The sequence below is a fragment of the Thauera sp. WH-2 genome (assembly GCF_048321015.1).
GTDB lineage: Bacteria > Pseudomonadota > Gammaproteobacteria > Burkholderiales > Rhodocyclaceae > Thauera.
Genome location: NZ_JBLWFG010000001.1, coordinates 300,592 through 325,182 on the forward strand (window position 1 = coordinate 300,592; position 24,591 = coordinate 325,182).

The window sequence follows — 24,591 nt, forward strand, 5'->3', positions numbered from 1 at the left end:
AAAGAGCTGAATTATGACACTCCGGAAGACCGGCTTCAGCACGGATTCTGCGTCGCTTTCCATACACGCAAAGCGTCGCGGGTCGCCGCAACGTCGTGCACGCGCACGATGCCCGCACCGTTCTGCACCGCGATCAGCGCGCCGGCAACGCTCGCGGCCAAGCGATCCTCCACCGGTCGTCCTGTGACGGCCCCGAGCATCGACTTTCTCGACAACCCCGCAAGCAAGGGAAGGCCACCCACAGCAAGGCGGCCTAGATCGCGGAGCAGGGTGTAGTTGTGCGAGGTGTTCTTGCCGAAACCGAGGCCGGGGTCGAGCACGAGCCGCTCGCGTCCGACACCCGCCGCCACGAGGACGGCCACACGCTCGGCGAAAAACCCCGCGACCTCGCCCACCACGTCCTCGTAGCGCGGGTCCTGCTGCATGGTGCGGGGCTCCCCCTGCATGTGCATCAGGCACAGACCGGCCTCGCCTCCTGCCACAGCCTCCACCGCACCGGGCGCACGGAAACCATTGATGTCGTTGATCATATCCGCCCCGGCGTCCAGCGCCGCGCACATCACCACGGGCTTCAGGGTGTCAACCGACAGCGGAACCCGCCATGCCTGCGCGGCCTGAAGGAAAGCCACGATGCGCTCGCGCTCCTGCGCCTCGGGTACCGGGTCTGAACCCGGGCGCGATGACTCCGCGCCGATGTCGAGCACGTCCGCGCCCTCCTCCAGAGCCTGCTCCGCACGCACGAGCGCGGCGCGGGTGTCCGCACGAAGACCATCCCCGGAGAAGGAATCGTCGGTGAGGTTGATGATCGCCATGATCTTCGGCTCCGCCAGATCGAGGCGGAAACGGCCACAGTGCAGCATGCTCAAGGGGTGAACTCCGGGCGGGCGCAAGCCTGGGGCGGCATGGCCTCGGGGGGCTTGAAAGGGAGAGGGCCGGTAAAACCGGCCCTCGGATCGGGATGTCCCAGTGTGGAACGAAGTTAATCAGGCCGCCGGAGCAGCGGCGTTAGGTGCCGCGCCCGGTGCATCGTCCTTCGGGCGCGCTGGCGGTACCGGCACCGGCTTGGGCGGGCGCGGCGGGCGACCATCCATGATGTCGTTTACCTGATCGGCGTCGATGGTTTCCCACTCGAGCAGCGCCTTGGTCATCGCCTCGACCTTGTCGCTGTTCTCCTCGATGAGCCGTCGGGCCAGACCGTATTGCTGGTCGATAATGCGACGGATTTCCCCGTCCACCTTCTGCATGGTCGCCTCGGACACGTTGCGATGGGTCGTCACCTGACGCCCGAGGAAGATCTCGCCTTCTTCTTCACCGTACACCATGGGGCCGAGGTTGTCCGACATCCCCCACTGCGTGACCATGCGTCGAGCGAGATCGGTGGCGCGCGCGAAGTCGTTGGACGCTCCGGTGGTCATCTGCTTCATGAAGATCTCTTCGGCGATACGGCCGCCGAAGAGCACGGCGATGGTCTGCAGCAGCCGCTCGCGGTCCTGACTGTAGCGATCTTCGGTCGGCAGCTGCATGGTCACCCCCAGCGCGCGACCGCGCGGGATGATCGTGACCTTATGCACCGGATCGGTCTTGTCGAGCAGGCGTGCAACCACCGCATGGCCCGACTCGTGATAGGCAGTATTGCGGCGCTCCTCCTCGGGCATGACCACCGACCGGCGCTCCGCGCCCATCATGATCTTGTCCTTGGCGCGCTCGAAATCGTCCATATCGACCAGGCGCTTGTTGCCCCGCGCTGCGAACAGCGCCGCCTCGTTGACCAGGTTGGCGAGATCCGCGCCGGCAAAGCCCGGCGTACCACGCGCCAGCACCTGCGGGTCGACGTCGGGCGCGATTGGCACCTTGCGCATGTGCACCTTGAGGATCTGTTCGCGACCGCGGATGTCGGGCAGCGACACGACAACCTGACGATCGAAGCGCCCCGGGCGAAGCAGCGCGGGGTCGAGCACGTCAGGGCGGTTGGTCGCTGCGATGACGATAACACCTGTCTGACCCTCGAAGCCGTCCATCTCGACGAGCAACTGGTTCAGGGTCTGCTCACGCTCGTCGTTGCCACCGCCCAAACCAGCACCGCGCTGGCGGCCGACCGCATCGATCTCGTCAATGAAGATGATGCAGGGCGCGTGCTTCTTGGCCTGCTCGAACATGTCGCGCACGCGCGCAGCACCCACGCCGACGAACATCTCGACGAAATCGGAGCCGGAAATCGAGAAGAACGGCACCTTCGCTTCGCCCGCAATGGCTTTTGCAAGCAGCGTCTTGCCGGTACCGGGCGAACCCACCATGAGCACACCTTTCGGGATGCGTCCGCCGAGCTTCTGGAACTTGGACGGGTCGCGCAGAAACTCGACCAGCTCAAAAACCTCTTCCTTGGCCTCATCGCATCCCGCCACGTCGGCGAAGGTGATCGAATTGGCCGACTCGTCGAGCATGCGTGCCTTGCTCTTGCCGAAGGAGAACGCACCGCCCTTGCCGCCGCCCTGCATCTGCCGCATGAAGAAAATCCACACGCCGATCAGCAGCAGCATCGGGAACCAGGACACGAAGACGCTCGCGAGGAAGGACTGCTCCTCGTCGGGCTTCGAAGCCGTGATCTGGACGCCATAGCGCATCAGATCGGACACCATCCAGATGTCCTGCACCCCAGGCGTGAACACCGTGATCGTGCGACCTTCCTGCGTCGTCGCCTTGACCACGCGCCCGTCGATCGTCGCGCGCGCGATTCGACCCGCCTTGGCTTCCTCCAGGAACTGGGAGTACTCCATGGTGGCGGCAGGCGTCTGACGCGTGTTGAACTGGTTGAATACGGTCATCAGCACCACGCCGATGACCATCCAGATCGCGAGATTTTTGAAGAGATTATTCAAGGTTCTATTCCCCGAGAGCCTTTCTGGCCATGTACGCGACTGACCGATTCTAGTGGTGAATGTTCCCCCGGGCAAACCAATGAGCCGCATTGGCAGGCGCTATTGGGGACACCCGTTGCGATTCAGCTCCGTCTGAGGCCCTTCGCCAGCAGATAGACCTCCGCGCTGCGGTCGCGCGACGCCTTGGGCTTGCGCACCTGCACGCTGGAGAACACCGCCTCCATCTGGCGCCGGAACTCCATGAAACCCTCGCCCTGGAACACCTTCACCACGAACTGGCCGCCAGGCTTGAGGTGTCGTGCTGCGAAATCCAGCGCCAGTTCGCAAAGGTGGATCGAACGGGCCTGATCGACCGTGGCCACCCCGCTCAGGTTGGGGGCCATGTCGGACATCACGAGGTCAACACGGGCGCCTTCCAGTCGCCGCTCGAACTCTTCGAGCACCGCATCCTCGGAAAAATCCCCGAGCAGGAAATCCACGCCGGCAACGGCCTCCATCGGCAACAGGTCGAGAGCAAACACCTTTCCCTTCGGCCCACAGCGCTTGACCGCGACCTGGCACCAGGAGCCCGGCGCCGCCCCCAGGTCGACGACTACCGCGCCGGAGCGCAGCAGGTGATCGCGCTCGTCGATCTCGATCAGCTTGTAGGCCGCGCGGGCGCGGTACCCCTCCGCCTGGGCTCGCTGCACCCACGGATCGTTCAAATGGTCGTGCACCCAGGCGCGACTCGTCTTGTTCTTCTTCATGCCTTCATCCGCTTATCCATATTGGGCCCACTCGTCCATGAAGGACCACCCACCCCCGCGCACAGAGTAGAATCCGCCTCCCAGGCATCCAGTATCCAGAGAATCTCAATGACCGAGCTCACCCCGGCCCAGCGCCGCGACCTGCGCGCCCGCGCCCACCACCTCAACCCCGTGGTCACGATTGCCGGCAACGGCCTCGCACCGAACGTCCTCGCCGAGATCGAGCGCTCGCTGCAAGCGCATGAGCTCATCAAGGTGAAAGTCCAGGGCACCGAGCGCGAGCAGCGTGACGCGCTGATGCAGGAGCTCTGCGCGACCCTGGATGCGGAGCCCGTGCAGCACATCGGCAACATCCTCATCGTTTGGCGTCAGCGCCGTGAGGAAGACAAGCCCGCAGCCGCGCCCGAAAAGAAACCGGCGCGCGCGGCGACGGCCAAGTCCGCCGCTGCGTTCGCGGCCGCAGCGCGCCGCGCCGCACTGGCCAAGGCCAGCGCCGAATCCCGCCGCTCACCGGCCCGCAGCCCGACACCGCGCACGCGGGGCACAAGCAGCGGCTCGCGGGGACGCTGAACCGCCGGGCTTGCGCAGGCAAGCGGCAAAAAGAAGAGGCGGTGCAGCGCACCGCCTTTTTCGTTGCCTGTATCCGCCACGCGGCTGCGGTCAGATATAGCGGACGTCGATCACCTCGTACTCGCGCACACCACCGGGGGCCTGCACCTCCGCGACGTCGCCCGCGTACTTGCCGATCAGTGCGCGCGCGATCGGTGAGCTGATGGAGATCTTGTTCTCCTTGATATCGGCCTCGTCGTCACCCACGATCTGGTAGGTAACGACCTGCCCGGAGTCGAGATCTTCGAGTTCGACCGTCGCGCCGAACACACAGCGTCCATCGGCGTCGAGCAACTGCGGGTCGATGATCTGGGCGGTGGCAAGCTTGGCCTCGACCTCCATGATCCGGCCTTCGATGAATCCCTGACGGTCCTTGGCGGCTTCGTATTCAGCGTTCTCCGACAGGTCGCCGTGAGAGCGCGCCTCCGCGATCGCAGCGATCACGTTGGGGCGCTCCACGGTCTTGAGGCGATGCAGCTCGGCGCGCAATTTCTCGGCGCCAGCAACGGTGAGCGGGGTTTTGTTCATGCTTTCTGCTTCAGTTCTTGGTGCAGTTCCTGCACCGAGTAGACCTCGAGGCCGCTGGCCAGATGGCGCATGCCCATGCATGCGGCGCGCGCACCTTCGATGGTGGTGAAGATGGAAACCTTGGCGGCAAGCGCACTGGTACGAATCGAGCGCGAGTCCGCAATCGCCTGACGCTTCTCCTCCACCGTGTTGATCACCAGCACCACTTCCTGGTTCTTGATGATGTCGACGATGTGCGGCCGCCCTTCATTGACCTTGTTGACCACGCTCACCGGAATGCCGGCACCTTCGATCACCGAGGCCGTACCGCGGGTCGCCACCAGCGAGAACCCAAGTTCGTGGAGTTCGCGCGCGACCTCGATCGCCACAGGGCGGTCACCCGGACGCACACTGATGAACACCGTGCCCGAGGTCGGCAGGCGCACGCCGGCACCCATCTGGCTCTTGACGAAGGCCTCGGCGAAGCTGCGACCTACGCCCATGACTTCGCCGGTGGACTTCATCTCGGGGCCGAGGATGGTATCCACGCCCGGGAACTTCACGAACGGGAACACCGCTTCCTTGACCGAGTAGTACGGCGGCACGACCTCGCCCGTCACGCCCTGCTCGGCCAGCGTCTGGCCGGCCATGCAGCGCGCGGCGATCTTGGCCAGCTGAAGCGAGCAGGCCTTCGACACAAAGGGCACCGTGCGCGAGGCACGCGGGTTCACCTCAAGCACATAGACCACTGCATTGTCGCCCTCGCCCTGGATCGCGAACTGCACGTTCATGAGGCCGACGACGTTGAGCGCCCGCGCCATCGCTTCGGTCTGACGGCGCAGTTCGTCCTGCAGCGCCGGCGTCAGCGTGTAGGGCGGCAGCGAGCAGGCGGAGTCGCCCGAGTGCACGCCGGCCTGCTCGATATGCTCCATGATGCCGCCGATCATCACCTGCTTGCCGTCGGACAGCGCGTCAACGTCCACCTCGGTGGCGTCGTTGAGGAAGCGGTCGAGCAGAACCGGCGACTCGTTGGACACCTTGACCGCCTCACGCATGTAGCGCTCGAGGTCCTTCTGCTCGTGCACGATCTCCATCGCGCGCCCACCGAGCACATAGGATGGACGCACCACCAGCGGGTAGCCGATCTCGGCGGCCAGTCGCACCGCCTCTTCCGGCGTGCGGGCGGTGCGGTTGGGCGGCTGCTTGAGGCCGAGGTCGTTCAGTAGCTTCTGGAAGCGCTCGCGGTCCTCAGCGGCGTCGATCATGTCCGGGCTGGTGCCGATGATCGGCACACCGTTGTCCGCAAGCGCCTGCGCACGCTTGAGCGGCGTCTGGCCGCCGAACTGCACGATCACGCCGACCGGCTTCTCGATGTGCACGATTTCGAGCAGATCCTCGAGCGTGATGGGCTCGAAGTACAGGCGATCCGAAGTGTCGTAGTCGGTGGATACGGTTTCCGGGTTGCAGTTGACCATGATGGTCTCGTACCCGTCCTCGCGCAGCGCGAGTGCCGCGTGCACGCAGCAGTAGTCGAACTCGATGCCCTGGCCGATGCGGTTGGGACCACCGCCGAGCACCATGATCTTCTTGCGCTCGGTCGGCATCGCCTCGCACTCTTCCTCATAGGACGAGTAGAGATAGGCGGTCGAGGTGGCAAACTCGGCTGCGCAGGTGTCAACGCGCTTGAACACCGGGCGCACGCCCAACGCGTGGCGGTGCAGGCGCACGGCGGTCTCGTCGGTATTGAGCAGCTTGGCCAGGCGGCGGTCGGAGAAACCCTTCTTCTTCAGCTCGCGCAGTTCGGGCGCCTGCAGCGCCTTCAGCGAACGACCGGCGAGCGCCTTCTCGGACAGCACGATGTCCTCGATCTGGGCGAGGAACCACGGGTCGATCTTCGAGAGGTTGAAGACCTGTTCGAGGCTCATGCCCTCACGGAAGGCCTGGCCCACGTACCAGATGCGCTGCGCGCCCGGACTGGCGAGCTCGTGCTCGAGGTCCTCGCGGTCGGCTTCCACCTCATCCAGACCATATACGCCGACCTCCAGCCCGCGCAGGGCCTTCTGGAACGACTCCTGGAAGCTGCGACCCATCGCCATGACCTCGCCCACCGACTTCATCTGGGTGGTCAGGCGGTCGTTGGCCTGGGGGAACTTCTCGAACGCGAAGCGCGGGATTTTCGTGACGACATAGTCGATCGAGGGCTCGAACGAGGCCGGGGTGGCTCCGCCGGTGATTTCGTTCTTGAGCTCGTCCAGCGTGTATCCGACCGCGAGCTTGGCCGCGACCTTGGCGATCGGGAAGCCGGTGGCCTTGGAGGCCAGCGCAGACGAGCGCGACACACGTGGGTTCATCTCGATGACGATCATGCGACCGTCCTTGGGGTTGATCGCGAACTGTACGTTCGACCCCCCCGTATCCACCCCGATCTCGCGCAACACCGCGATCGAGGCGTTCCGCATGATCTGGTATTCCTTGTCGGTCAGCGTCTGCGACGGCGCGACGGTGATCGAGTCTCCGGTGTGCACGCCCATCGGATCGAGGTTCTCGATTGAGCACACGATGATGCAGTTGTCCGCCTTGTCGCGGACGACCTCCATCTCGTACTCCTTCCAGCCGAGCAGCGATTCCTCGATCAGCAGTTCGTTGGTCGGGCTCGCTTCCAGGCCGCGCTTGCAGATATCCTGGAACTCTTCCATGTTGTAGGCGATGCCACCGCCGGTTCCACCGAGCGTGAAGCTCGGGCGGATGATCACCGGGAAGCCGATGCCGCCCTGCACCTGCAGCGCCTCTTCCATGCTGTGGGCGATGCCCGAGCGCGCGGAACCGAGACCGATCTTGGTCATCGCATCCTTGAACTTGAGGCGATCCTCGGCCTTGTCGATCGCCTCTTCCGAGGCGCCGATGAGTTCCACGCCATACTTGGCAAGCACGCCGTGGCGGGCGAGGTCGAGCGCGCAGTTGAGCGCGGTCTGTCCGCCCATGGTCGGCAGCACCGCGTCGGGGCGCTCCTTCTCGATGATGCGCTCGACGACCTGCCAGGTAATCGGCTCGATGTAGGTGACATCGGCCGTCTCCGGATCGGTCATGATGGTCGCCGGGTTCGAGTTGACCAGGATGACCTTGTAACCTTCCTGCCGCAGGGCCTTGCAGGCCTGGGCACCCGAGTAGTCGAATTCGCAGGCCTGGCCGATGATGATGGGGCCTGCCCCGATGATCAGGATGCTCTTTATGTCTGTACGTTTCGGCATTGTCTTGCCTCGGTGATTCGTCGACGGCGCAAGGCGCGCACGTCCAAAACTGGGGGCGGCGGGCCTGCGCCCGCCGTTTGCCGGATTACTTGGCGGATTCCATCAGACCGATGAAGCGATCGAACAGGTACGCGACATCATGCGGACCGGGGCTCGCCTCGGGATGCCCCTGGAACGAGAAGGCCGGGGCGTCGGTACGGGCGATGCCCTGGTTCGAGCCGTCGAACAGAGACTGGTGGGTCACGCGAAGGTTCGCCGGCATGGAGGTGGGGTCGACCGCGAAGCCGTGGTTCTGGCTGGTGATCAGCACCTGACCGCTGTCTAGATCCTTGACCGGATGGTTCGCCCCGTGGTGGCCGAACTTCATCTTCATGGTCTTTGCACCCGAGGCAAGCGCCAGCAACTGGTGGCCGAGGCAGATGCCGAAGGTCGGCACGCGCGCCGCGATCAGTTCGCGGATCGCCTCGATGGCGTAGTCGCAGGGCTCAGGGTCGCCGGGGCCGTTGGACAGGAACACCCCATCGGGCTGCAGCGCCAGCACTTCGGCAGCAGGCGTCTGCGCCGGCACCACCGTCAGGCGGCAACCACGCTCGGCAAGCATGCGCAGGATGTTGTACTTCACACCAAAGTCATAGGCGACGACATGGAAACGACCATCCTCGCACTTGCCGTAGCCTTCGCCCAGCACCCACTCGGATTCGGCCCATGGATAACGCTCGCTCGCACTCACCACCTTGGCCAGGTCCATGCCGGCCAGCCCCGGGAAACTGCGGGCCTGGGCCACGGCAGCATCAGCGTTAAGGGTTTCGCCCTCGGCGGCGGTGACGATACAGCCCGCCTGCGCACCCTTCTCGCGCAGCACGCGCGTCAGGCGGCGGGTGTCGAGCCCGGCGATCGCGACGACGTTCTGCGCCCTGAGGTAGCTGTCGAGCCGCTCGGACATGCGGAAATTGGAAGCGAGGATGGGCAGGTCGCGGATCACGAGGCCGGCTGCCTGCACCCGGGTCGACTCGACGTCCTCGGTATTGACGCCGGTGTTGCCGATGTGCGGATAGGTCAGCGTGACGATCTGGCGGCAGTAGCTCGGGTCGGTCAGGATTTCCTGATAGCCCGTCATCGAGGTGTTGAACACCACTTCGCCGACCGTGCTGCCAACCGCGCCGATACCCTTGCCGTGGAAAACCGTTCCGTCGGCAAGCGCAAGAAGGGCGGACGGGAATGCACTCACGAAAAGCTCCTGGATTCAGCTGGAAGATTCAGGGGCGCGCAGCCTGCGCGCCCGATATGTACAAAAAGCGGGACGGGCCTCCGGGCCGATCCCGCTTAACAAACCCTTGAATTGTATATTTCCGGCCGCCTCAAGGCAAACTGGCAACAACGCCGCACGCTAGGGCGGAGCCTTGCCCAGCTCCCCCTGCAGCGCCTGCGCGAGCAGCCGCAACTCACCGATCAGCACCCTGGCCTGGTTGGCGGGCGCCTGTGCGTCACCGGCCCGCGCGAGCGTCTCCAACTCAAGCGCCGCATCTACCGCGCGCCGCGCGGCGAACAGCCCCACCGAGCCCTTGACCGAATGCGCGATCTGCGCGAGCCGCGCATAGTCCATGTCCGCTGCCGCCGCCTGCAGTTCGCCGATGATGTGATTATGATCGTCGAGAAACACAGTCACGAGCTGCTTCACCACGCCCTCGTCGCCACCGAACATCTCGCGCGCCTCGTCCAGACTGGCAATCTGCCGCCGATCATCGGCCCCAAGTTCGAGGAAGGTGATGTCGCTGGCCACCTCATCCGTCGCGCGCGGGGCCAGGACCCGCTCGATGGCGGCGAAAAGCGCCTTCGGCTGGATCGGCTTGGCCACGTAGTCGTCCATTCCGGCATCCAGGCAGCGCTGACGGTCACCCTCCATGGCATGGGCCGTCATTGCGACGATCGGGATCGGGCGCCAGTCGTCCTGCACCACCCAGCTGCGTCTCGCTTCGTGCGCACGAATGGCCTGCGTCGCCTCCATTCCGCCCATCACCGGCATCTGGACGTCCATCAGGATCAGGTCGAAGCGGCCCTCCTCGACCGCCTCCAGCGCCTGCTCGCCGTTATCGACCACCGTCACCTCATGACCGGCACGCTCGAGGATACGCTGCGCCACTGTCTGGTTGACCGGGTTGTCCTCGGCCACCAGGATCCTCAGGCGCGCTGTCTCGCACCCATCCGGGCTCGGCGGAAGCATGACGGGGTCGAGCATGAACGCAGCGCCATCTCCCCCTCCCGCCTGCGACGGTTCCTCCCCGGAGGCCTTCCCGGAACGTGCGAGTTCGAGCACCGACAGCAGATCCTCGGTCGCGAAAGGCTTCGCGAGCCTGTGCTGGATGCCGAGCTCGGCGCAGCGCACTGCCTCGTTGCGCTGTGCATGGCTGGCGAGCATCATGACGATGCGATCCACCCTCCGGTCCAGGTCCGCGAAGCGATGCGCAAGCGCCAAGCCACCCGGATCCGGCATATCCGCATCCAGCAGCAGGAAGTGATAGGGATCACGCCCGTCGCGGGCCGCGACGAGGGCTGCAAGCACGGCCTGCCCGTCCCCTGCATGCTCCGGGCGCAGGCCACAGCGCGCCAGGGTGCGACACAGATACGCGCCGAATGCTGCATTGGTCGCGCCTACCAGCACACGCGTTCCCGCGAGGCCCGGCGGCATGCTCTCTGCCCGTCCGGCAATCGGGCGCAACGGCAGTGTGAAGCTGAAGGTACTCCCCGCGCCGAGCCGGCTCTCGACCTCGACGCGCCCATGCATCAGCTCGACGAGTTGACGCGTGATCGCGAGGCCCAGCCCCGTACCGCCATACTTGCGCGTCGTGGAGGTGTCTGCCTGGGAAAATGCAGCAAAAATCGCCTCGAGCTTGTCCGCAGGAATGCCGCATCCCGTGTCGCGCACCGAGAACCTCAGCTGATCGATCTCCTCGCCGCGCTCGGCACGTTCCACGCGCACGCAGATCTCGCCCCGCTCGGTGAATTTCACTGCGTTGCCAATCAGGTTGACCAGTATCTGCCGCAGGCGTGTCGGATCACCCCGCAGCACCCGGGGAACGTCAGGGTCGATGTCATGGAACAGTTCGATGCCCTTCTGTGAAGCACGCAACGCGAGCACCCTGCAGGTTTCCGCCACCACCGACGAGATCGAGAAATCGATCTCCTCCACGCTCAGCTGCCCGGCCTCGATGCGCGAGAAATCCAGGATGTCGTTGATGATGGTGAGCAGTGCATCCGCCGACGATTTGACCGTAAGCAGGTATTCGCGCTGCTCGCCCACCATGCCGGAGTCGAGCAGGAGGTCCGTCATGCCGATGATGCCGTTCATCGGCGTGCGGATCTCGTGGCTCATGTTCGCCAGAAAGTCACCCTTTGCACGGCTGGCGGCTTCCGCCGCCTCCTTGGCCTCAAGCAGTTCAAGCTCGCGCTGCTTGCGCTGCGTGACGTCGCGGTAGGTACCTTCGACGAGTGTCCAGCGCCCCTCGAACGGTGCGCCCGCCGTACGCCCCCGCAGCTCGATCCAGCGCCAGCTGCCGTCACAGGCGCGGAAGCGCAGCTCCACGATCAGCTCGGGCACCTCCTCCTTCAACAGCGCCCGCAGTACCGCTTGGATCCGCTCTACGCCCCCTTCCTCGATCAGGTCGGACCACTCGATCGTTTCGGATGCTTCATAGCCAAGGCGGGCGCGCCAACGCGTGTCGGTCTGCACGACACCGCTCTCGAGATCCAGCTCCCAAACCCCGGCGCCGGTCGTGTCGCAGAGCAGCTCCAACTGCCGCCGCACCCTCGCGCAGGCCTCGGTGAGCACCTCTTCGCCCGCTGCGGAGCTCGCCGACTGGTCAGGCTCACGAGGGGAAGGGGGCGTTTCGCCGGGCACGGCACGGACCTCGTTCAGCGCAGCCCGAGCACGTCCTGCATGTCGAACAAGCCACTGCTGCGACCGGCCAGAAAGCGCGCGGCGCGCATGGAGCCGAGCGCATAGGGCATCCGGCTGCCAGACTTGTGCGTGATCTCGATGCGTTCACCGATCCCCGCGAAGAGGACCGTGTGGTCGCCGACGACGTCGCCGCCACGAATCGTGGAGAAACCAATCGTCTCGGAGCTGCGCTCGCCGGTATGGCCTTCGCGCCCATACACTGCGCAGCGATCGAGATCCCGACCGAGCTCGCGCGCCACCACCTCACCCATGCGCAACGCAGTGCCCGAAGGCGCATCGACCTTGAAGCGATGATGCGCTTCGATCACCTCTACGTCATAACCCTCGGACAGGATGCGGGCCGCCACCTCGAGCAGCCTGAACACGGCATTGACACCAACGGCCATGTTGGGCGCGAACACGACGGGGATCTCCTGACCGGCTGCCGCAATTTCGTCCTTGCCCGCCTGGTCGAATCCAGTCGTACCGATCACCATTGCCTTACCCAGACGGCGAGCCAGCGCGAGATGGGTGAGCGTTCCCTCGGGGCGGGTGAAGTCGATCACACAGTCGGCTGCGCCAATCGCGCGCTCCGCATCGTCACCGATTGCCACACCGGTCATCACCCCAGCCATCTCGCCCGCATCGCGGCCGATGAAAGGCGTACCCGGCCGATCGAAGGCGGCTGCCAGCACCACGCCTTCCTCCGCGAGCGCCGCCTCGATCAGCATGCGCCCCATTCGGCCGGATGCTCCGGCAATCGCGACTCGAATCTCCGACATCTTCATGTATTCCTGAACGACGCGGCGCACCCGGCAGGCGCGCCGACGATGTGAACGGTTGCGAACCCGGGGGTTCCAAGGGACTGTTCCGAGCCGAACACGCCCTCAGCGCGCCGTTGCGGCCGGCATTTCGACCACACGACTGCGCACCGCGCCGGTTTCGCCGGACGCCTCCGCGCCACTGCCTGCCTCGACGTCACCTTCGATCCGCTCGAGCGCATCGCCTTCAAAGAACAGCGAGATCACACGCTGCTGCGCATCGGCATGCCCCGGGCGGTAGCGATAGACGTAATCCCACCGATCCTTGCGGAACATCCCCACCACCAGGGGTGTCCCGAGCACGTAACGCACTTGGTCGCGCGTCATGCCTCGCTGCAACTGGGATACCATTTCCTGGTCGACGTAATTGCCTTGCCGGACGTCGATGCGATAAGGATTGACGACCCCGACCAGGGAGTCGAAGGAGCAGCCTGCGAGCAGGCTGGTGGCGACGAGCGCGGCAGCGAAGTGGGAACGCATGTGGGTGTTCGGACCTGGTCGCGACGGAGTCGCTGTTCTCAGAAAGGGGTAAAAAATATAACATAGGCGCGTTCATAAGGCGCTGCTGCGCCCTCTCCCGGTCACCGCTTCGCCTCGCTGCCGTGGCCGCCCCCCGGCGAATACGGCCCCTTCAGGCCCTCATCACCTGCCCAGTCCAATGTCAGACAACTCCAAAAACCTGAAAAGCATCGGCCTCAAGGCGACCTATCCGCGCCTGAAGATCCTCGACCTCTTTCAGCATTCGGATCAGCGCCATCTGACCGCGGAGGACGTTTACCGCGCACTGATGAACGAAGGCATGGACATCGGCCTGGCGACGGTCTATCGCGTGCTGACCCAGTTCGAGCAGGCCGGACTGCTCGAGCGGCACTACTTCGAATCGGGCAAGGCCGTGTTCGAACTGAACGAGGGCGGGCATCACGACCACCTCGTGTGCATGCAGTGCGGCAAAGTTGAGGAATTCTTCGACGCGGAGATCGAGCGCCGGCAGAACAAGATCGCCGAAGAGCGCGGATTCAAGATCCGCGATCACGCCCTCTACATTTACGCGGACTGCACGCGCGAGAACTGCCCCAACCTCGAGCGCGAGGACTGAGGCAGCCGCCCGCGCTCAACGCGCACCGAGCAGTTCGGCGGCGTGTTGGCGCGTGGTGGCGGTGATGTGCACGCCGCCGAGCATGCGCGCAATCTCCTCCACGCGCGCCTCGTGCCCAAGCGGGGAGACTTCGCTCAGCGTTTCGCCATCCTGGTCCCGCTTCGCGATTCGCCACTGCCAGTCGGCACAAGCGGCCACCTGCGGCAGATGCGTCACGCACAGGACCTGACGCTCCGTGCCCAGGCGCGCCAGCAGTTTGCCGACGATCTCGGCGACCCTACCGCCGATACCCACATCCACCTCGTCGAAAATCAACGTCGGCACTGCCGCGTCCCGGCTCGTCATCACCTGAATGGCAAGCCCGATGCGCGATAGCTCGCCGCCGGACGCCACCTTCGCCAGGCTGCGCAATGCCTGCCCGGGGTTGGCAGCAACGCGGAACTCGACATCCTCCAGCCCGTTTGCCCCGGGCGCGCAGGTCTCGAGTGCGATCTCGAAGCGCCCGCCCGCCATCGCGAGGTCCTGCATCGCAGCGCTGATCTCTTCAGACAGCCTGCGCGCTGCCGGCGCGCGCTGCAGCGACAGCGCACGTGCTGCTTCCGTGTAGTGCTGCTCGGCCTCACGCGCGGCTGCGGCCAGGCGCTGCGGATCGGCAGTGGCCTCGAGTGTAGCCAGCCGCGTGCGCCACTGATCGGCAAGCTCGGGAAGCGCCTCCGGCGCCACGCGGTACTTGCGCGCCATATCCATGACGGCGGCGATACGGCGCTCCACCTCTGCCAGTCGTGCGGGGTCCAGGTCCAGCCGGTCGTGGTAACGACGCAAGGCGTGCAGGGCTTCGTCCGCCTGGATCGCTGCTGCGCCAAGCAGCTCGCGCACATCGGCCAGCCCGGGATCGAACTCGCACAGCCCGCTGATGCGTGCATCCAGATACCGGAGCATCGAACAGACCGCCGCGTCGCCTTCCCCAAGCACGGCCAGCGTTTCCTCGGCGCCTTCCAAAATGCTTGCAGCATGAGCAAGACGTCCATGCTCGGCTTCCAGCGCGAGCCATTCCTCGACATCGAAGCCAAGCTCTTCCAACTCGCCAAGTTGCCAGCCAAGCAGTTCGCGCTCCTTGGCCGAGCTAGCCGAATCCACCTCGGCCTCCCGCTGCAGACGCAGCATTCGCTGCCATTCACGATGCCTTTCCGCCACCTCCGCCGCGAGGCCAAGCGCTCCAGCCTGGGCATCCAGCAGCGCGCGTTGCGCATCGCCACGCAACAAGGCGTGGTGCGCATGCTGCCCGTGAATATCGGCCAGCCACTCCCCCGCGCTGCGCAGTTGCGTGAGCGTTACAGCGCTGCCATTGATCCAGGCCCGGCTGCGTCCGCCGGCGTCGATGGTCCGGCGCAGGATCACGCAATCCTCTTCAACACCCAAGCCCTGCTCCACCAGCCAGGCACGAAGCCCGCCCTCGACCGGCAGATCGAACTCGGCGGCCACCTCGGCGCGCTCGCGCCCCTGACGCACTGCGGCGGCATCCCCGCGGCCACCGAGCGCAAGACCAAGCGCATCGAGCAGGATGGATTTGCCTGCCCCGGTTTCGCCGGTCAGGGCGCCAAAGCCCGGCTCGAATTCCAGATCGAGCCGGTCGACGATGACAAAATCACGAATGGTCAGGCTGCGCAGCATCGTAGCGAGGCAAATCAAAGGAAAAGCGGGTTTCGAAACGGAAGAAAAACGAGCAACGCAAGAGCGCGTTCGTTTGCACCAGCGACCGGATCAGTTCCGCGGCGCGGCGCTCCAGTGAAGCTTCTCGCGCAGCATGTCGAAGTAGCTGTAGCCCTTCGGGTGCAGCAGACGCAGGGTGTGCACAGAACGCTTGAGCCGCACGCAGTCTCCCGCACGCAGGTCGAAGCGTGTCTGGCCGTCGAAATGCACGCGCGCATCCTGCAGGGGCAGCATGGCGATGTCGATGCAGCAACTGTCGGGCAACGTGATCGGACGCGCCGTAAGCGCATGCGGACACAGCGGCACCAGGGCGATTCCGCCCACACTCGGGTGCAGGATCGGGCCATTGGCGGAGAGCGCGTAGGCGGTCGAGCCGGTCGGCGTGGACACGATCATGCCGTCCGAGCGTTGCGTGTAGACGAATTCCCCATCGATGGAGAGGTCGAATTCGATCATGCGCCCCAGATCGCCCTTGTTGACCACCACGTCGTTGAGCGCGAGCGTATGGAACACACGTTCTCCACCCCGCAGCACCTCGGCATCGAGCATGAAACGATGCTCTTCCGTGTAATGGCCGTCCAGCATCTCGCCCAGGCGCTCGCTGGCATGGCTGCGCGAGATGTCGGTCAGAAAACCCAGCCGTCCCAGATTGACCCCGACCAGGGGTACGCCATGATCGACGAGCCGGCGCGCACTATGCAGCATGCTTCCATCTCCGCCGACAACGACGGCGAGGTCAGCGCTCACACCGATGTATTCGTAGCTCGCCACCGGAAAATCGTGCACGCCACCGATCGAACTCGCGGTGCCCTGCTCGATCAATACGGTGAGGCCACGATCACGCAGATAGCGCGCGACCGAGAGCACCGACTCGGCCACGTCGGTACTCTGGTACTTGCCGATGAGGGCAATCGTGCGGAAGTTCGTGCTCATGGACCTGGATTAAACCACAATGCCCAGCCCTCGGGCATGACGCCAAAGAGTTCCGGAGAAGCCGAAGGAGAGAAGCTTTGCGGATCGCGCAACCCGGCCAATGTAACCCGGCCAACTGGCCTGCGAAGGGACGCTTCCGTAGAATCCGGGCTATATTCCCGACTGCCATGAATTCCATCGACACCCGCTCCCAGATCCTGCTCAAGACCCTGATCGAACGCTACATCGCCGATGGGCAGCCGGTTGGTTCGCGCGCACTGTCGCGCTTTTCCGGACTGGAGCTGTCACCCGCCACGGTGCGCAATGTGATGAGCGACCTAGAGGAGATGGGCTTCATTGCAAGCCCGCACACTTCGGCAGGGCGCATTCCGACGGCGCGGGGCTACCGCTTCTTCGTGGATACCCTGCTCACCGTGCAGCCACTCGGCAGCGAGCGTGTACGCGCACTGAAGGGGCAACTGCCGCCAGATCAGCCGCAACGCCTGATCAGTTCCGCCTCACATCTGCTCTCGGATCTCACACGCTTCGCGGGGGTGGTCGTCGCGCCGCGCAAGGAAGCGGTGCGCATCCGCCAGTTCGAGTTCATCAGCCTCGCCGAGAACCGGATCCTGCTCATCATCGTCACCACCGGTGGCGACGTGCAGAACCGTCTGCTCCTCACCCGCCGCGGCTATAGCTCCGCCGAACTTGGGGCCACCACGCAGTACCTGAACGAACACTACGCCGGCTTGTCCTTCGACGAGATCCGCATCCGACTCAAGGATGAACTCCGACAGCTGCGCAGCGACATGACCGAGTTGATGAGCGCAACGGTAGACGCAGGCGCGCAGGCAGCCGAGGACAACGCGTCAAATTACGTGATTTCGGGCGAAACCAACCTGCTCGATATCGACGACCTGTCCTCGAACATGTCGCGCCTGCGCGAGCTGTTCAAGCTTTTCGAACAGCGTACCGGCCTGATGCAACTGCTCGACCTGTCGAACCGGGCCGAAGGCGTTCAGATCTTCATCGGTGGCGAATCCGGCCTGGAGCCCCTGGACGGCTGCAGTGTCATCACTGCCCCGTACGAGGTGGATGGTCAGGTCGTGGGCTCCCTGGGCGTGATCGGCCCAACACGCATGGCCTACGACCGCGTGATCCCGATCGTCGACATCACCGCCCGCCTGCTCTCCAACGCGCTGTCCGCCCGCAACTGAGGGCGGACCCACACCACTGGCCGCGACAACCGAAAGAACGACAAGGAATCCGATGTCCCGTTACTGGAAAGAACCGCCTTTCAAACACGACGATACGCCCCGCACCGGCGTGCTGCTCGTCAACCTGGGCAGCCCCGAGGCACCCACCGCGGCCGCGCTGCGCCCCTACCTCAAGCAGTTTCTGTCCGATCCACGCGTGGTAGAGATTCCACGCCCGATCTGGTGGCTGATCCTCAACGGCATCATCCTCAACACCCGCCCCAAGGCCTCGGCCGCAAAATACGCCACCATCTGGACCGATGAAGGCTCCCCCCTGAAGGTGCACACCGAGCGCCAGACCAAGCTGCTCGCCGGATATCTCGCGAAAGCCGGCCACGGGGAACTCGACGTCGCGTATGCGATGCGATATGGAGCGCCCTCGATCGAGGACACCCTCAATGCAATGCGCGCACGCGGCTGCACCCGCATCCTCGTGCTACCGCTCTACCCGCAGTATTCGGCAAGCACCTCCGCCACCGTCGTGGATGAGGTGGGACGCTGCATGGCACGCTGGCGCAATCAGCCCGAAGTCCGCTTCGTACGCAACTTCCACGACCATCCAGGCTACATCGCGGCGCTGGTGCAGAGCGTGCGCGACCACTGGGCCGCGAACGGTGAACCCGATCGCCTGTTGCTCAGCTTCCATGGCGTGCCGCGGCGCTCGCTCGATCTGGGCGACCCCTATCATTGCGAATGCCACAAGACCGGCCGGCTGGTGGCGGAAGGGCTTGGCCTCGCGCCGGAGAAGGTGCTGGTAACCTTTCAGTCGCGCTTCGGCAAGGCCGAATGGCTCAAACCCTACACGCAGCCCACGCTCGAGGCGCTCGCGGCACAGGGGGTGGGCCGCGTCGACGTGATGTGCCCAGGCTTCGTCTCGGACTGTCTCGAGACCCTGGAGGAAATCGGCATGGAGTGCAGGGAGGCGTTCCTGGAGAAAGGCGGCAAGGCCTTCCACTACATCCCCTGCCTGAATGAGCGCCACGAATGGATGCAGGCACTCACCGAGCTCACGTGCGCGCACCTGGGCAACTGGCTCGCGCTGGCGCCTTCGACACCCGAAGCGCGCAAGACCAGCCTCGAACGCGCACGCAAACTAGGCGCAGCTCAATAGGGCATGTGCCGGGGGAGGCGACCCTCCCCCGCGGAGGATCCACAGGAGGATTGCGTTCAGGGGTCGAGCAGTTGCAGGTCATGGCTCACAGGCGCAGATCGCTGCGCCCGCACAGCCTCGGGCGCCTCCTCGGCAAGTTGAGCAGAAAGCGACGCGAGCCTGCGCACCACGGCGGTGGCGACTTGGCGCTTGAAGCGCTCCTGCACCTCATCGGTAGCCAGCGCAAGCGCAGCCGGATTGACCTCCAGGTAGCTCAGCGGCTCGAGCGACACGACCGTGAGCATGTGACGATGCTCGAGCTGGTCCAGCCAGGCCTGCACACCGAACACCTCGCCCGGGCCGAGCTCCATGACCCGCTTGCCGTTCCTAGAGAGTTCGACCCGCCCCGCAAGCACGATACCGAACCGCTGGTCGGTATCACCTTCGCGCATCAAGGCCACCTCCTGCTCCACCTTGCGCCACGAGCAGATGCGCAGCACCTCCCACAGGTCCACATCCTCGAACTCTGTAAAGAAGGCCATGCGGCGCAACTGAGTGAAACGCGCCGAATCCGGCGGCACGTAGCTCTCGTCCAGGATGCGGTAGCGAACCGCTGCCAGATCCTTGGCAAACTCCGCGCCATTGCGGTAACGCGAGTACAGGTCCTTTTCCAGCGCCTTGCGGATCACCGCGTCCATCTGCTCGGGCACGTCCGGGTTCAGCTGCGAGACCGAGGGCGGATCGGCGTTGATGATCTTGTAGACGAGCTGCGCCGGATTGCTGGCGCGGAATGGCAGCCGCCCGGTGAGCATGTGGAACAGCACGACACCAAGCGAATAGAGATCGGTCTTCTGGTTGAGCGGGTAGCCCTTGATCTGTTCCGGGCTCATGTAGGCGGGTGAACCGACCCCCATGATGAAGGTGGAGTCGGTATCGAGCTTCTTGTTGATGTTGAGCGCCAGACCGAAGTCGGTAATTTTTACATTATCGCGCTCATCCACCAGGATGTTCGCCGGCTTGATGTCGCGATGAACGACCCCCTGCCGATAGGCGTGATCCAGCGCCATGCAACACTTGAACACGATCGCGATCGTGCGATGGATGGGCAGCAGGTTCTCGAACCCGCAATAACGCTCGAGTGACTCACCCGGGAAATACTCCATTACCACATATGCCTGCTCGGCATCGACCGAAGCATCGAAGATACGGATGATATTCGGGTGATCAAGGCGCCCGGACACCGCCTGCTCCGCCCGAAGCAGCTTGATCAGGCGCCGGCTCCATTTGGCCTCGTCGCGGCCGCGGTCGCCGAAGCGCACATGCTTGAGCGCCACGGGCGTAGGGTAATCGTCGCACTCGGCGAGATAGACCACCGCCGTTGCACCACGGCCGATTTCCCTGATGATCCTGTACTTCCCGATCCGGTCCGGAGTCGCGTTCATCTTCATCCCGTGGAGGCAGGCGCCCCACTACGCAGCGCTGGAAAACAGTGCAATTCTTGCACGAAGCGGCCTGCACGAGGCAATGTAATGCACCCGGCCTGCATTACCCTTGCCCGCCCCCCTTACCCGACGGAGACGAGAACTTGAACGAGCCTGCCGACCTGGTCATCAACACGCGCTGGATCGCCCCGGTCGCACCCGTCGACACCGTCCTCGAGAACCACGCAGTGGCCGTTCGGGATGGACGCATCGTGGGCGTGATGCCTCAGGCCGAAGCGCACCGCCACTATCGAGCCGAACGTGTGGTGAGCCTGCCCACCCATCTGCTCATCCCCGGCATGGTGAATCTTCATGCGCACGCAGCAATGAACCTCATGCGCGGCATCGCCGACGACCTGCCGCTGATGCGCTGGCTGCAGGAAGCCATCTGGCCCACCGAGGCCCGCCACGTAAGCCCGGCATTCGTCCGCGACGGCACGCGTCTTGCGGCCGCCGAGATGCTGCGCGGTGGCGTTACCACCTGCAACGACATGTATTTTCACCCCGAGGCCGCTGCAGAGGCCTTCGCCGAGATGGGCATGCGCGCGGTCGTCGGCATGGTCATGCTCGAGTTCCCCACCCCTTACGCGAGCGACGCCGACGACTACCTGCGCAAAGGTCTTGCTGCGCGCGACCGCTGGTCCGCGCACCCCCTGATTCAGTTCTCGGTCGCGCCCCATGCACCGTACACAGTTTCGGACGCCAGCTTCGCGCGTGCGCTGGCCATTGCCGAGGAGCTCGATCTCGCCATTCATATCCATGTGCACGAAACCAGCCAGGAGATCGCTGACTCGCTCGCCGCCCACGGCTGCCGCCCGCTAGCTCGTCTGGCGCGGCTGGGGGTGCTCGGCCAGAACACGATCGCAGTTCACGTAGTGCATCTCGACGAGACCGATCTGGAGCTTCTCCAACGCCACGCCTGCAGCGTGGCACACTGCCCCACCTCGAACATGAAGCTCGGTAGCGGCATCCCCGATATATCGCGAATGCTCGCTGCAGGCCTGCGCGTGGGATTGGGTACGGACGGCGCCGCAAGCAACAACCGCCTCGACATGTTCCACGAAATGCGTCACGCAGCCTTGCTGGCCAAGGCCGCCTCCCGCGACCCAACAGTCGTCCCTGCTCAGACCGCACTGCGCATGGCGACACTGGACGGCGCAAGCGCACTGGGAATGGCCGACCGGATCGGCTCGATCGAGGTTGGCAAGCTGGCCGACCTGTGCGCAGTCGATCTCGGTGCAGTGGATTGCCAACCGTGTTTCGACCCCGTTTCACACCTTGTCCATGTCGCGGGTCGCGAGCATGTTTCACACGTCTGGGTAAATGGTGAAACCCGCGTGGACAAAGGCGCTGCGCTGTTGCATATTAACGACAGCGAATTGCTCCGCCTTTCGTCGGTGTGGCAAACTAGGTTCAGTAATTGAAGTGGATATACAGAGTCTTTCGTACGCGAAGACGGTAGTCCGGCTGTCTTCATCCCTTTCAATGGCATTACCGGCGACTCGCCCATCAAAGAGGAAACCATGATCAAACAAACCAAGAAGCAGATGCTCATGCTGGCCGCCATCGCCTCGATTGGCCTGTCCGCTCCGAGCGCCTTTGCGCAGGTAAACGACGTCGTCGTGTCGGGCGCCAGCGAAATCCCTTACGTCATCGACGCGCGCAACGTGGTCGCCCGCAGCGGTACCGGCCTGTGCTGGCGCACCGGCTACTGGAGCCCGGCTGCCGCTTCGACCGCCCTGGCCGGTGAGTTCCCGGTCGGCTGCGCGTGCGATGCCGACATCGTCCCGGCCGACAAGTGCACCGCCCCGGTCGCTGCTGCTGCTGCCCCGGCTCCGAAGCCCACCGCCGACAAGGTGAAACTGGCCGCCGACGCCCTGTTCGACTTCGACAAGGCCACCCTGAAGCCGGAAGGCCAGGCCAAGCTCAACGAACTGGCTGCGCAGGCCAAGTCCCTGAAGCTGGAAGTCATCCTCGCCGTCGGCCACACCGACCGTATCGGCTCGGAAGCCTACAACCAGCGACTGTCCGAGCGCCGTGCCGCCGCCGTCAAGACCTACCTGGTCTCGCAGGGTGTCGACGCCAACCGCATCTACACCGAAGGCAAGGGCGAAGCCCAGCCGGTGACCGGCAACCAGTGCGACAAGGTCCGTGGCCGCGCCGCGCTGATCTCCTGCCTGCAGCCGGATCGTCGCGTCGAAGTGGAAGTCATCGGCTCCAAGTAATTCCGGAACCGCATGCGCGAAAGCCCTGCCTCGGCGGGGCTTTTTCATTTCTGCCGGGCGTCCCGCGCTCCCGGCGTCCCGCCATCAAGGACCATCGACCCTCATGAACACCCTGAACGCCGATCCCGCCGAACTGCAGAAATTCAGCGAACTCGCCCACAGATGGTGGGACCCCGCATCCGAGTTCAAGCCCCTGCACGAGATCAACCCGCTCCGCTTGGGGTGGATCGACGGCAAGGCCGGACTGGCGGGCAAGAAGGTGCTCGATGTCGGCTGCGGCGGCGGAATCCTCTCCGAGGGGATGGCTGCGCTCGGCGCTGAGGTGACCGGCATCGACCTGTCGGATAAGGCACTCAGCGTGGCACGGTTGCACCTGTTCGAAAGCGGCCACAAGGTGGAGTACCGGCTGATCAGCGCAGAGCAGCACGCCGCGGACGACCCGCAGCACTACGATGTGGTGACCTGCATGGAGATGCTGGAGCACGTCCCGAACCCCGCAAGCACCATCGCTGCCTGCGCCGCCCTGGTGAAGCCTGGTGGACACGTCTTTCTGTCCACGCTCAATCGCAACCTCAAGTCCTACGTCTTCGCGATCATCGGCGCAGAGTACGTGCTCAAGTTGCTCCCCGCCGGGACGCACGAGTACGCGAAGTTCCTCAAGCCCTCCGAACTGACACGGCATTGTCGCCAAGCCCGGCTTGAGGTGCGCGACATCATCGGTCTGGCCTACAACCCGCTGAGCCGCGTCTACAGCCTTGGGCCAGACACCGACGTGAACTACATGGTGCACACGCAGAGCCTGAGTTGAGCGCCCGACCGACCGCAGATACAGGATCGTAGATGGCACAACCCCAGGATTCATTCAGGACCATCTTCCTCGCCTTTCTGCGCCTCGGATTCACATCCTTTGGCGGACCGGTGGCCCATCTGGGCTATTTTCACGCCGAGTTCGTAACCCGGCGTGCATGGCTCACCGAGCGAGGCTATGCAGACCTCGTCGCGCTGTGCCAGTTCCTGCCGGGCCCTGCGAGCAGCCAGATCGGCATGGGAGTCGGCTATGCGCGCGCCGGACTCCCGGGCGCGCTGGCGGCGTGGCTCGGTTTCACGCTCCCCTCTGCGGTGGCGATGATCCTGCTTGCACTCGGCATGCAGCACTGGGGATCGATGCCGGACGGCGTGCTGCACGGACTGAAGGTGGTGGCGGTCGCGGTCGTCGCACAAGCGGTGTGGGGCATGATGCAAAAACTCTGCCCTCAAGTGCCGCACAAACTCCTCATGGCTGGCGCCACGCTGTTCCTGCTTGCTTTGCCATCGGCATGGAGTCAGATCGCTGTCATCCTTGCGGGTGCGCTGATCGGTCGCCGCTTGTTCGCCGGACAGGCCAACCCCGCACACTCGCCACCCATCGCGCAGATGAGCCGGAGGGTCGCTCTTGGCCTGCTGCTCGGCTTCGCCGTGCTTCTCGCAGGCCTGCCCGTGTTGGCCGCATCGTTCGAGAATGCCACCTTGGCGATGGTGGATGTGTTCTATCGCAGCGGCGCCCTGGTATTCGGTGGCGGCCACGTCATGCTGCCCTTGCTGCAGGCCGAGGTCGTCCCGCCCGGCTGGGTGGACAACGACACCTTCCTCGCCGGGTATGGCGCTGCACAGGCGGTGCCCGGACCACTCTTCACCTTCGCGGCCTTTCTTGGCGCATCCGCCGACGGGCCGGTCAACGGCTGGGCGGGCGGCATGCTCGCCCTGGTGGCGATCTTCGTGCCGGCCTTTCTGCTCGTGCTTGGTGCCCTGCCCTTCTGGGACCGGCTACGTTCCAGCACCGCAGCACGCGCCAGCCTCATCGGCGTCAACGCTGCGGTCGTCGGCCTGCTGCTCGCTGCACTCTACGACCCGGTATGGACAAGCGCGATCCACGCACCCGCTGACCTGATGCTCGCCGCACTCGCCCTGCTCGCCTTGATGCGATTCAAGGCACCGCCCTGGGCGGTCGTTGTGCTCACTGCACTGCTCGGCGGGCTGCTGCAGGCGTGGGCCACCTGAACGCGAGGCGGCCGCGATCGCTGATCCCTCTTGCAACCGCATC

At 64.7% G+C, this 24,591-nt stretch carries 20 protein-coding genes; 8 read left to right on the top strand and 12 right to left on the bottom strand.

Going from position 1 to position 24,591, the window contains the following annotated elements; translation table 11 throughout:
- Positions 1–35: 35 nt before the first annotated feature.
- From folP to ACNKW1_RS01535, 3 genes are all read right to left on the bottom strand, one after another.
- Complete coding sequence (gene folP / locus ACNKW1_RS01525) at positions 36–866, bottom strand: dihydropteroate synthase (RefSeq protein WP_418362831.1); 831 nt, start codon at positions 864–866, stop codon at positions 36–38.
- A 117-nt stretch (positions 867–983) separates the two neighbouring features.
- Positions 984–2,876 carry an ATP-dependent zinc metalloprotease FtsH gene (gene ftsH, locus ACNKW1_RS01530; RefSeq protein ID WP_418362832.1) on the bottom strand — a complete coding sequence of 631 codons (1,893 nt, stop codon included), beginning with the start codon at positions 2,874–2,876 and terminating at the stop codon, positions 984–986.
- 122 nt (positions 2,877–2,998) lie between these two features.
- Positions 2,999–3,622 carry an RlmE family RNA methyltransferase gene (locus ACNKW1_RS01535; protein ID WP_418362833.1) on the bottom strand — a complete coding sequence of 208 codons (624 nt, stop codon included), beginning with the start codon at positions 3,620–3,622 and terminating at the stop codon, positions 2,999–3,001.
- A gap of 108 nt (positions 3,623–3,730) precedes the next feature.
- On the opposite strand from ACNKW1_RS01535, the gene yhbY reads away from it, so the two are divergent.
- A complete protein-coding gene (gene yhbY / locus ACNKW1_RS01540; RefSeq protein ID WP_418362834.1) occupies positions 3,731–4,192 on the top strand; it encodes a ribosome assembly RNA-binding protein YhbY in 462 nt (153 codons plus the stop codon).
- Between the two features lie 90 nt (positions 4,193–4,282).
- Here the strand turns inward: yhbY and greA are convergent, their stop codons facing one another.
- The 6 genes from greA to ACNKW1_RS01570 all read right to left on the bottom strand — a co-directional run bounded on the left by greA (position 4,283) and on the right by ACNKW1_RS01570 (position 13,221).
- Entirely contained in the window at positions 4,283–4,759 is a 477-nt protein-coding gene (gene greA / locus ACNKW1_RS01545) for a transcription elongation factor GreA (RefSeq protein WP_418362835.1), read from the bottom strand.
- Positions 4,756–7,986 carry a carbamoyl-phosphate synthase large subunit gene (carB, locus tag ACNKW1_RS01550; protein ID WP_418362836.1) on the bottom strand — a complete coding sequence of 1,077 codons (3,231 nt, stop codon included), beginning with the start codon at positions 7,984–7,986 and terminating at the stop codon, positions 4,756–4,758. Before carB ends, greA begins: the two co-directional genes overlap by 4 nt.
- An 85-nt stretch (positions 7,987–8,071) precedes the next feature.
- Positions 8,072–9,214, bottom strand: a complete 1,143-nt coding sequence (gene carA / locus ACNKW1_RS01555) for a glutamine-hydrolyzing carbamoyl-phosphate synthase small subunit (protein WP_418362837.1) — start codon at positions 9,212–9,214, stop codon at positions 8,072–8,074.
- Positions 9,215–9,373: 159 nt separating this feature from the next.
- Complete coding sequence (locus tag ACNKW1_RS01560) at positions 9,374–11,881, bottom strand: response regulator (protein WP_418362838.1); 2,508 nt, start codon at positions 11,879–11,881, stop codon at positions 9,374–9,376.
- Positions 11,882–11,895: 14 nt separating this feature from the next.
- Entirely contained in the window at positions 11,896–12,702 is an 807-nt protein-coding gene (gene dapB / locus ACNKW1_RS01565) for a 4-hydroxy-tetrahydrodipicolinate reductase (protein ID WP_418362839.1), read from the bottom strand.
- Between the two features lie 105 nt (positions 12,703–12,807).
- Positions 12,808–13,221, bottom strand: coding sequence for an outer membrane protein assembly factor BamE (locus tag ACNKW1_RS01570; RefSeq protein ID WP_418362840.1), 414 nt, complete (start codon positions 13,219–13,221; stop codon positions 12,808–12,810).
- A 178-nt stretch (positions 13,222–13,399) separates the two neighbouring features.
- Between ACNKW1_RS01570 and fur the strand changes: the two genes are divergently transcribed.
- Positions 13,400–13,837 (top strand): ferric iron uptake transcriptional regulator, encoded by a 438-nt coding sequence (fur, locus tag ACNKW1_RS01575; RefSeq protein ID WP_418362841.1) that lies wholly within the window; start codon positions 13,400–13,402, stop codon positions 13,835–13,837.
- A 15-nt stretch (positions 13,838–13,852) separates the two neighbouring features.
- Here fur and recN read toward each other — a convergent pair whose 3' ends face one another.
- Positions 13,853–15,508: a DNA repair protein RecN gene (gene recN, locus ACNKW1_RS01580; RefSeq protein WP_418362842.1), complete on the bottom strand. Its 1,656-nt coding sequence runs from the start codon at positions 15,506–15,508 to the stop codon at positions 13,853–13,855.
- A 90-nt stretch (positions 15,509–15,598) separates the two neighbouring features.
- Positions 15,599–16,480, bottom strand: a complete 882-nt coding sequence (locus ACNKW1_RS01585; protein ID WP_418362843.1) for an NAD kinase — start codon at positions 16,478–16,480, stop codon at positions 15,599–15,601.
- A 167-nt stretch (positions 16,481–16,647) separates the two neighbouring features.
- Between ACNKW1_RS01585 and hrcA the strand changes: the two genes are divergently transcribed.
- Positions 16,648–17,676 (top strand): heat-inducible transcriptional repressor HrcA, encoded by a 1,029-nt coding sequence (gene hrcA, locus ACNKW1_RS01590; RefSeq protein WP_418362844.1) that lies wholly within the window; start codon positions 16,648–16,650, stop codon positions 17,674–17,676.
- Positions 17,677–17,728: 52 nt separating this feature from the next.
- Entirely contained in the window at positions 17,729–18,826 is a 1,098-nt protein-coding gene (gene hemH / locus ACNKW1_RS01595) for a ferrochelatase (protein WP_418362845.1), read from the top strand.
- Positions 18,827–18,882: 56 nt separating this feature from the next.
- On the opposite strand, the gene ACNKW1_RS01600 is transcribed toward hemH, so the two are convergent.
- Positions 18,883–20,247 carry a protein kinase domain-containing protein gene (locus ACNKW1_RS01600; protein ID WP_418362846.1) on the bottom strand — a complete coding sequence of 455 codons (1,365 nt, stop codon included), beginning with the start codon at positions 20,245–20,247 and terminating at the stop codon, positions 18,883–18,885.
- A gap of 143 nt (positions 20,248–20,390) precedes the next feature.
- On the opposite strand from ACNKW1_RS01600, the gene ACNKW1_RS01605 reads away from it, so the two are divergent.
- The 4 genes from ACNKW1_RS01605 (at position 20,391) to chrA (ending at position 24,548) form a co-directional block, all read left to right on the top strand.
- Positions 20,391–21,710 carry a TRZ/ATZ family hydrolase gene (locus tag ACNKW1_RS01605; RefSeq protein ID WP_418362847.1) on the top strand — a complete coding sequence of 440 codons (1,320 nt, stop codon included), beginning with the start codon at positions 20,391–20,393 and terminating at the stop codon, positions 21,708–21,710.
- Positions 21,711–21,809: 99 nt separating this feature from the next.
- Positions 21,810–22,511 (top strand): OmpA family protein, encoded by a 702-nt coding sequence (locus tag ACNKW1_RS01610; RefSeq protein WP_418362848.1) that lies wholly within the window; start codon positions 21,810–21,812, stop codon positions 22,509–22,511.
- Between the two features lie 103 nt (positions 22,512–22,614).
- Positions 22,615–23,319: a bifunctional 2-polyprenyl-6-hydroxyphenol methylase/3-demethylubiquinol 3-O-methyltransferase UbiG gene (gene ubiG, locus ACNKW1_RS01615; RefSeq protein WP_418362849.1), complete on the top strand. Its 705-nt coding sequence runs from the start codon at positions 22,615–22,617 to the stop codon at positions 23,317–23,319.
- 32 nt (positions 23,320–23,351) lie between these two features.
- Complete coding sequence (gene chrA / locus ACNKW1_RS01620) at positions 23,352–24,548, top strand: chromate efflux transporter (protein WP_418362850.1); 1,197 nt, start codon at positions 23,352–23,354, stop codon at positions 24,546–24,548.
- Positions 24,549–24,591: the final 43 nt, after the last annotated feature.

Bases quoted from the DNA above. Each gene is read 5' to 3' on its own strand.
- ACNKW1_RS01535 (WP_418362833.1), bottom strand. From the start codon at position 3,622: ATGAAGAAGAACAAGACGAGTCGCGCCTGGGTGCACGACCATTTGAAC.
- yhbY (WP_418362834.1), top strand. From the start codon at position 3,731: ATGACCGAGCTCACCCCGGCCCAGCGCCGCGACCTGCGCGCCCGCGCC.
- greA (WP_418362835.1), bottom strand. From the start codon at position 4,759: ATGAACAAAACCCCGCTCACCGTTGCTGGCGCCGAGAAATTGCGCGCC.
- carB (WP_418362836.1), bottom strand. From the start codon at position 7,986: ATGCCGAAACGTACAGACATAAAGAGCATCCTGATCATCGGGGCAGGC.
- dapB (WP_418362839.1), bottom strand. From the start codon at position 12,702: ATGTCGGAGATTCGAGTCGCGATTGCCGGAGCATCCGGCCGAATGGGG.
- ACNKW1_RS01570 (WP_418362840.1), bottom strand. From the start codon at position 13,221: ATGCGTTCCCACTTCGCTGCCGCGCTCGTCGCCACCAGCCTGCTCGCA.
- fur (WP_418362841.1), top strand. From the start codon at position 13,400: ATGTCAGACAACTCCAAAAACCTGAAAAGCATCGGCCTCAAGGCGACC.
- recN (WP_418362842.1), bottom strand. From the start codon at position 15,508: ATGCTGCGCAGCCTGACCATTCGTGATTTTGTCATCGTCGACCGGCTC.
- ACNKW1_RS01585 (WP_418362843.1), bottom strand. From the start codon at position 16,480: ATGAGCACGAACTTCCGCACGATTGCCCTCATCGGCAAGTACCAGAGT.
- hrcA (WP_418362844.1), top strand. From the start codon at position 16,648: ATGAATTCCATCGACACCCGCTCCCAGATCCTGCTCAAGACCCTGATC.
- hemH (WP_418362845.1), top strand. From the start codon at position 17,729: ATGTCCCGTTACTGGAAAGAACCGCCTTTCAAACACGACGATACGCCC.
- ACNKW1_RS01600 (WP_418362846.1), bottom strand. From the start codon at position 20,247: ATGAACGCGACTCCGGACCGGATCGGGAAGTACAGGATCATCAGGGAA.
- ACNKW1_RS01610 (WP_418362848.1), top strand. From the start codon at position 21,810: ATGATCAAACAAACCAAGAAGCAGATGCTCATGCTGGCCGCCATCGCC.
- ubiG (WP_418362849.1), top strand. From the start codon at position 22,615: ATGAACACCCTGAACGCCGATCCCGCCGAACTGCAGAAATTCAGCGAA.
- chrA (WP_418362850.1), top strand. From the start codon at position 23,352: ATGGCACAACCCCAGGATTCATTCAGGACCATCTTCCTCGCCTTTCTG.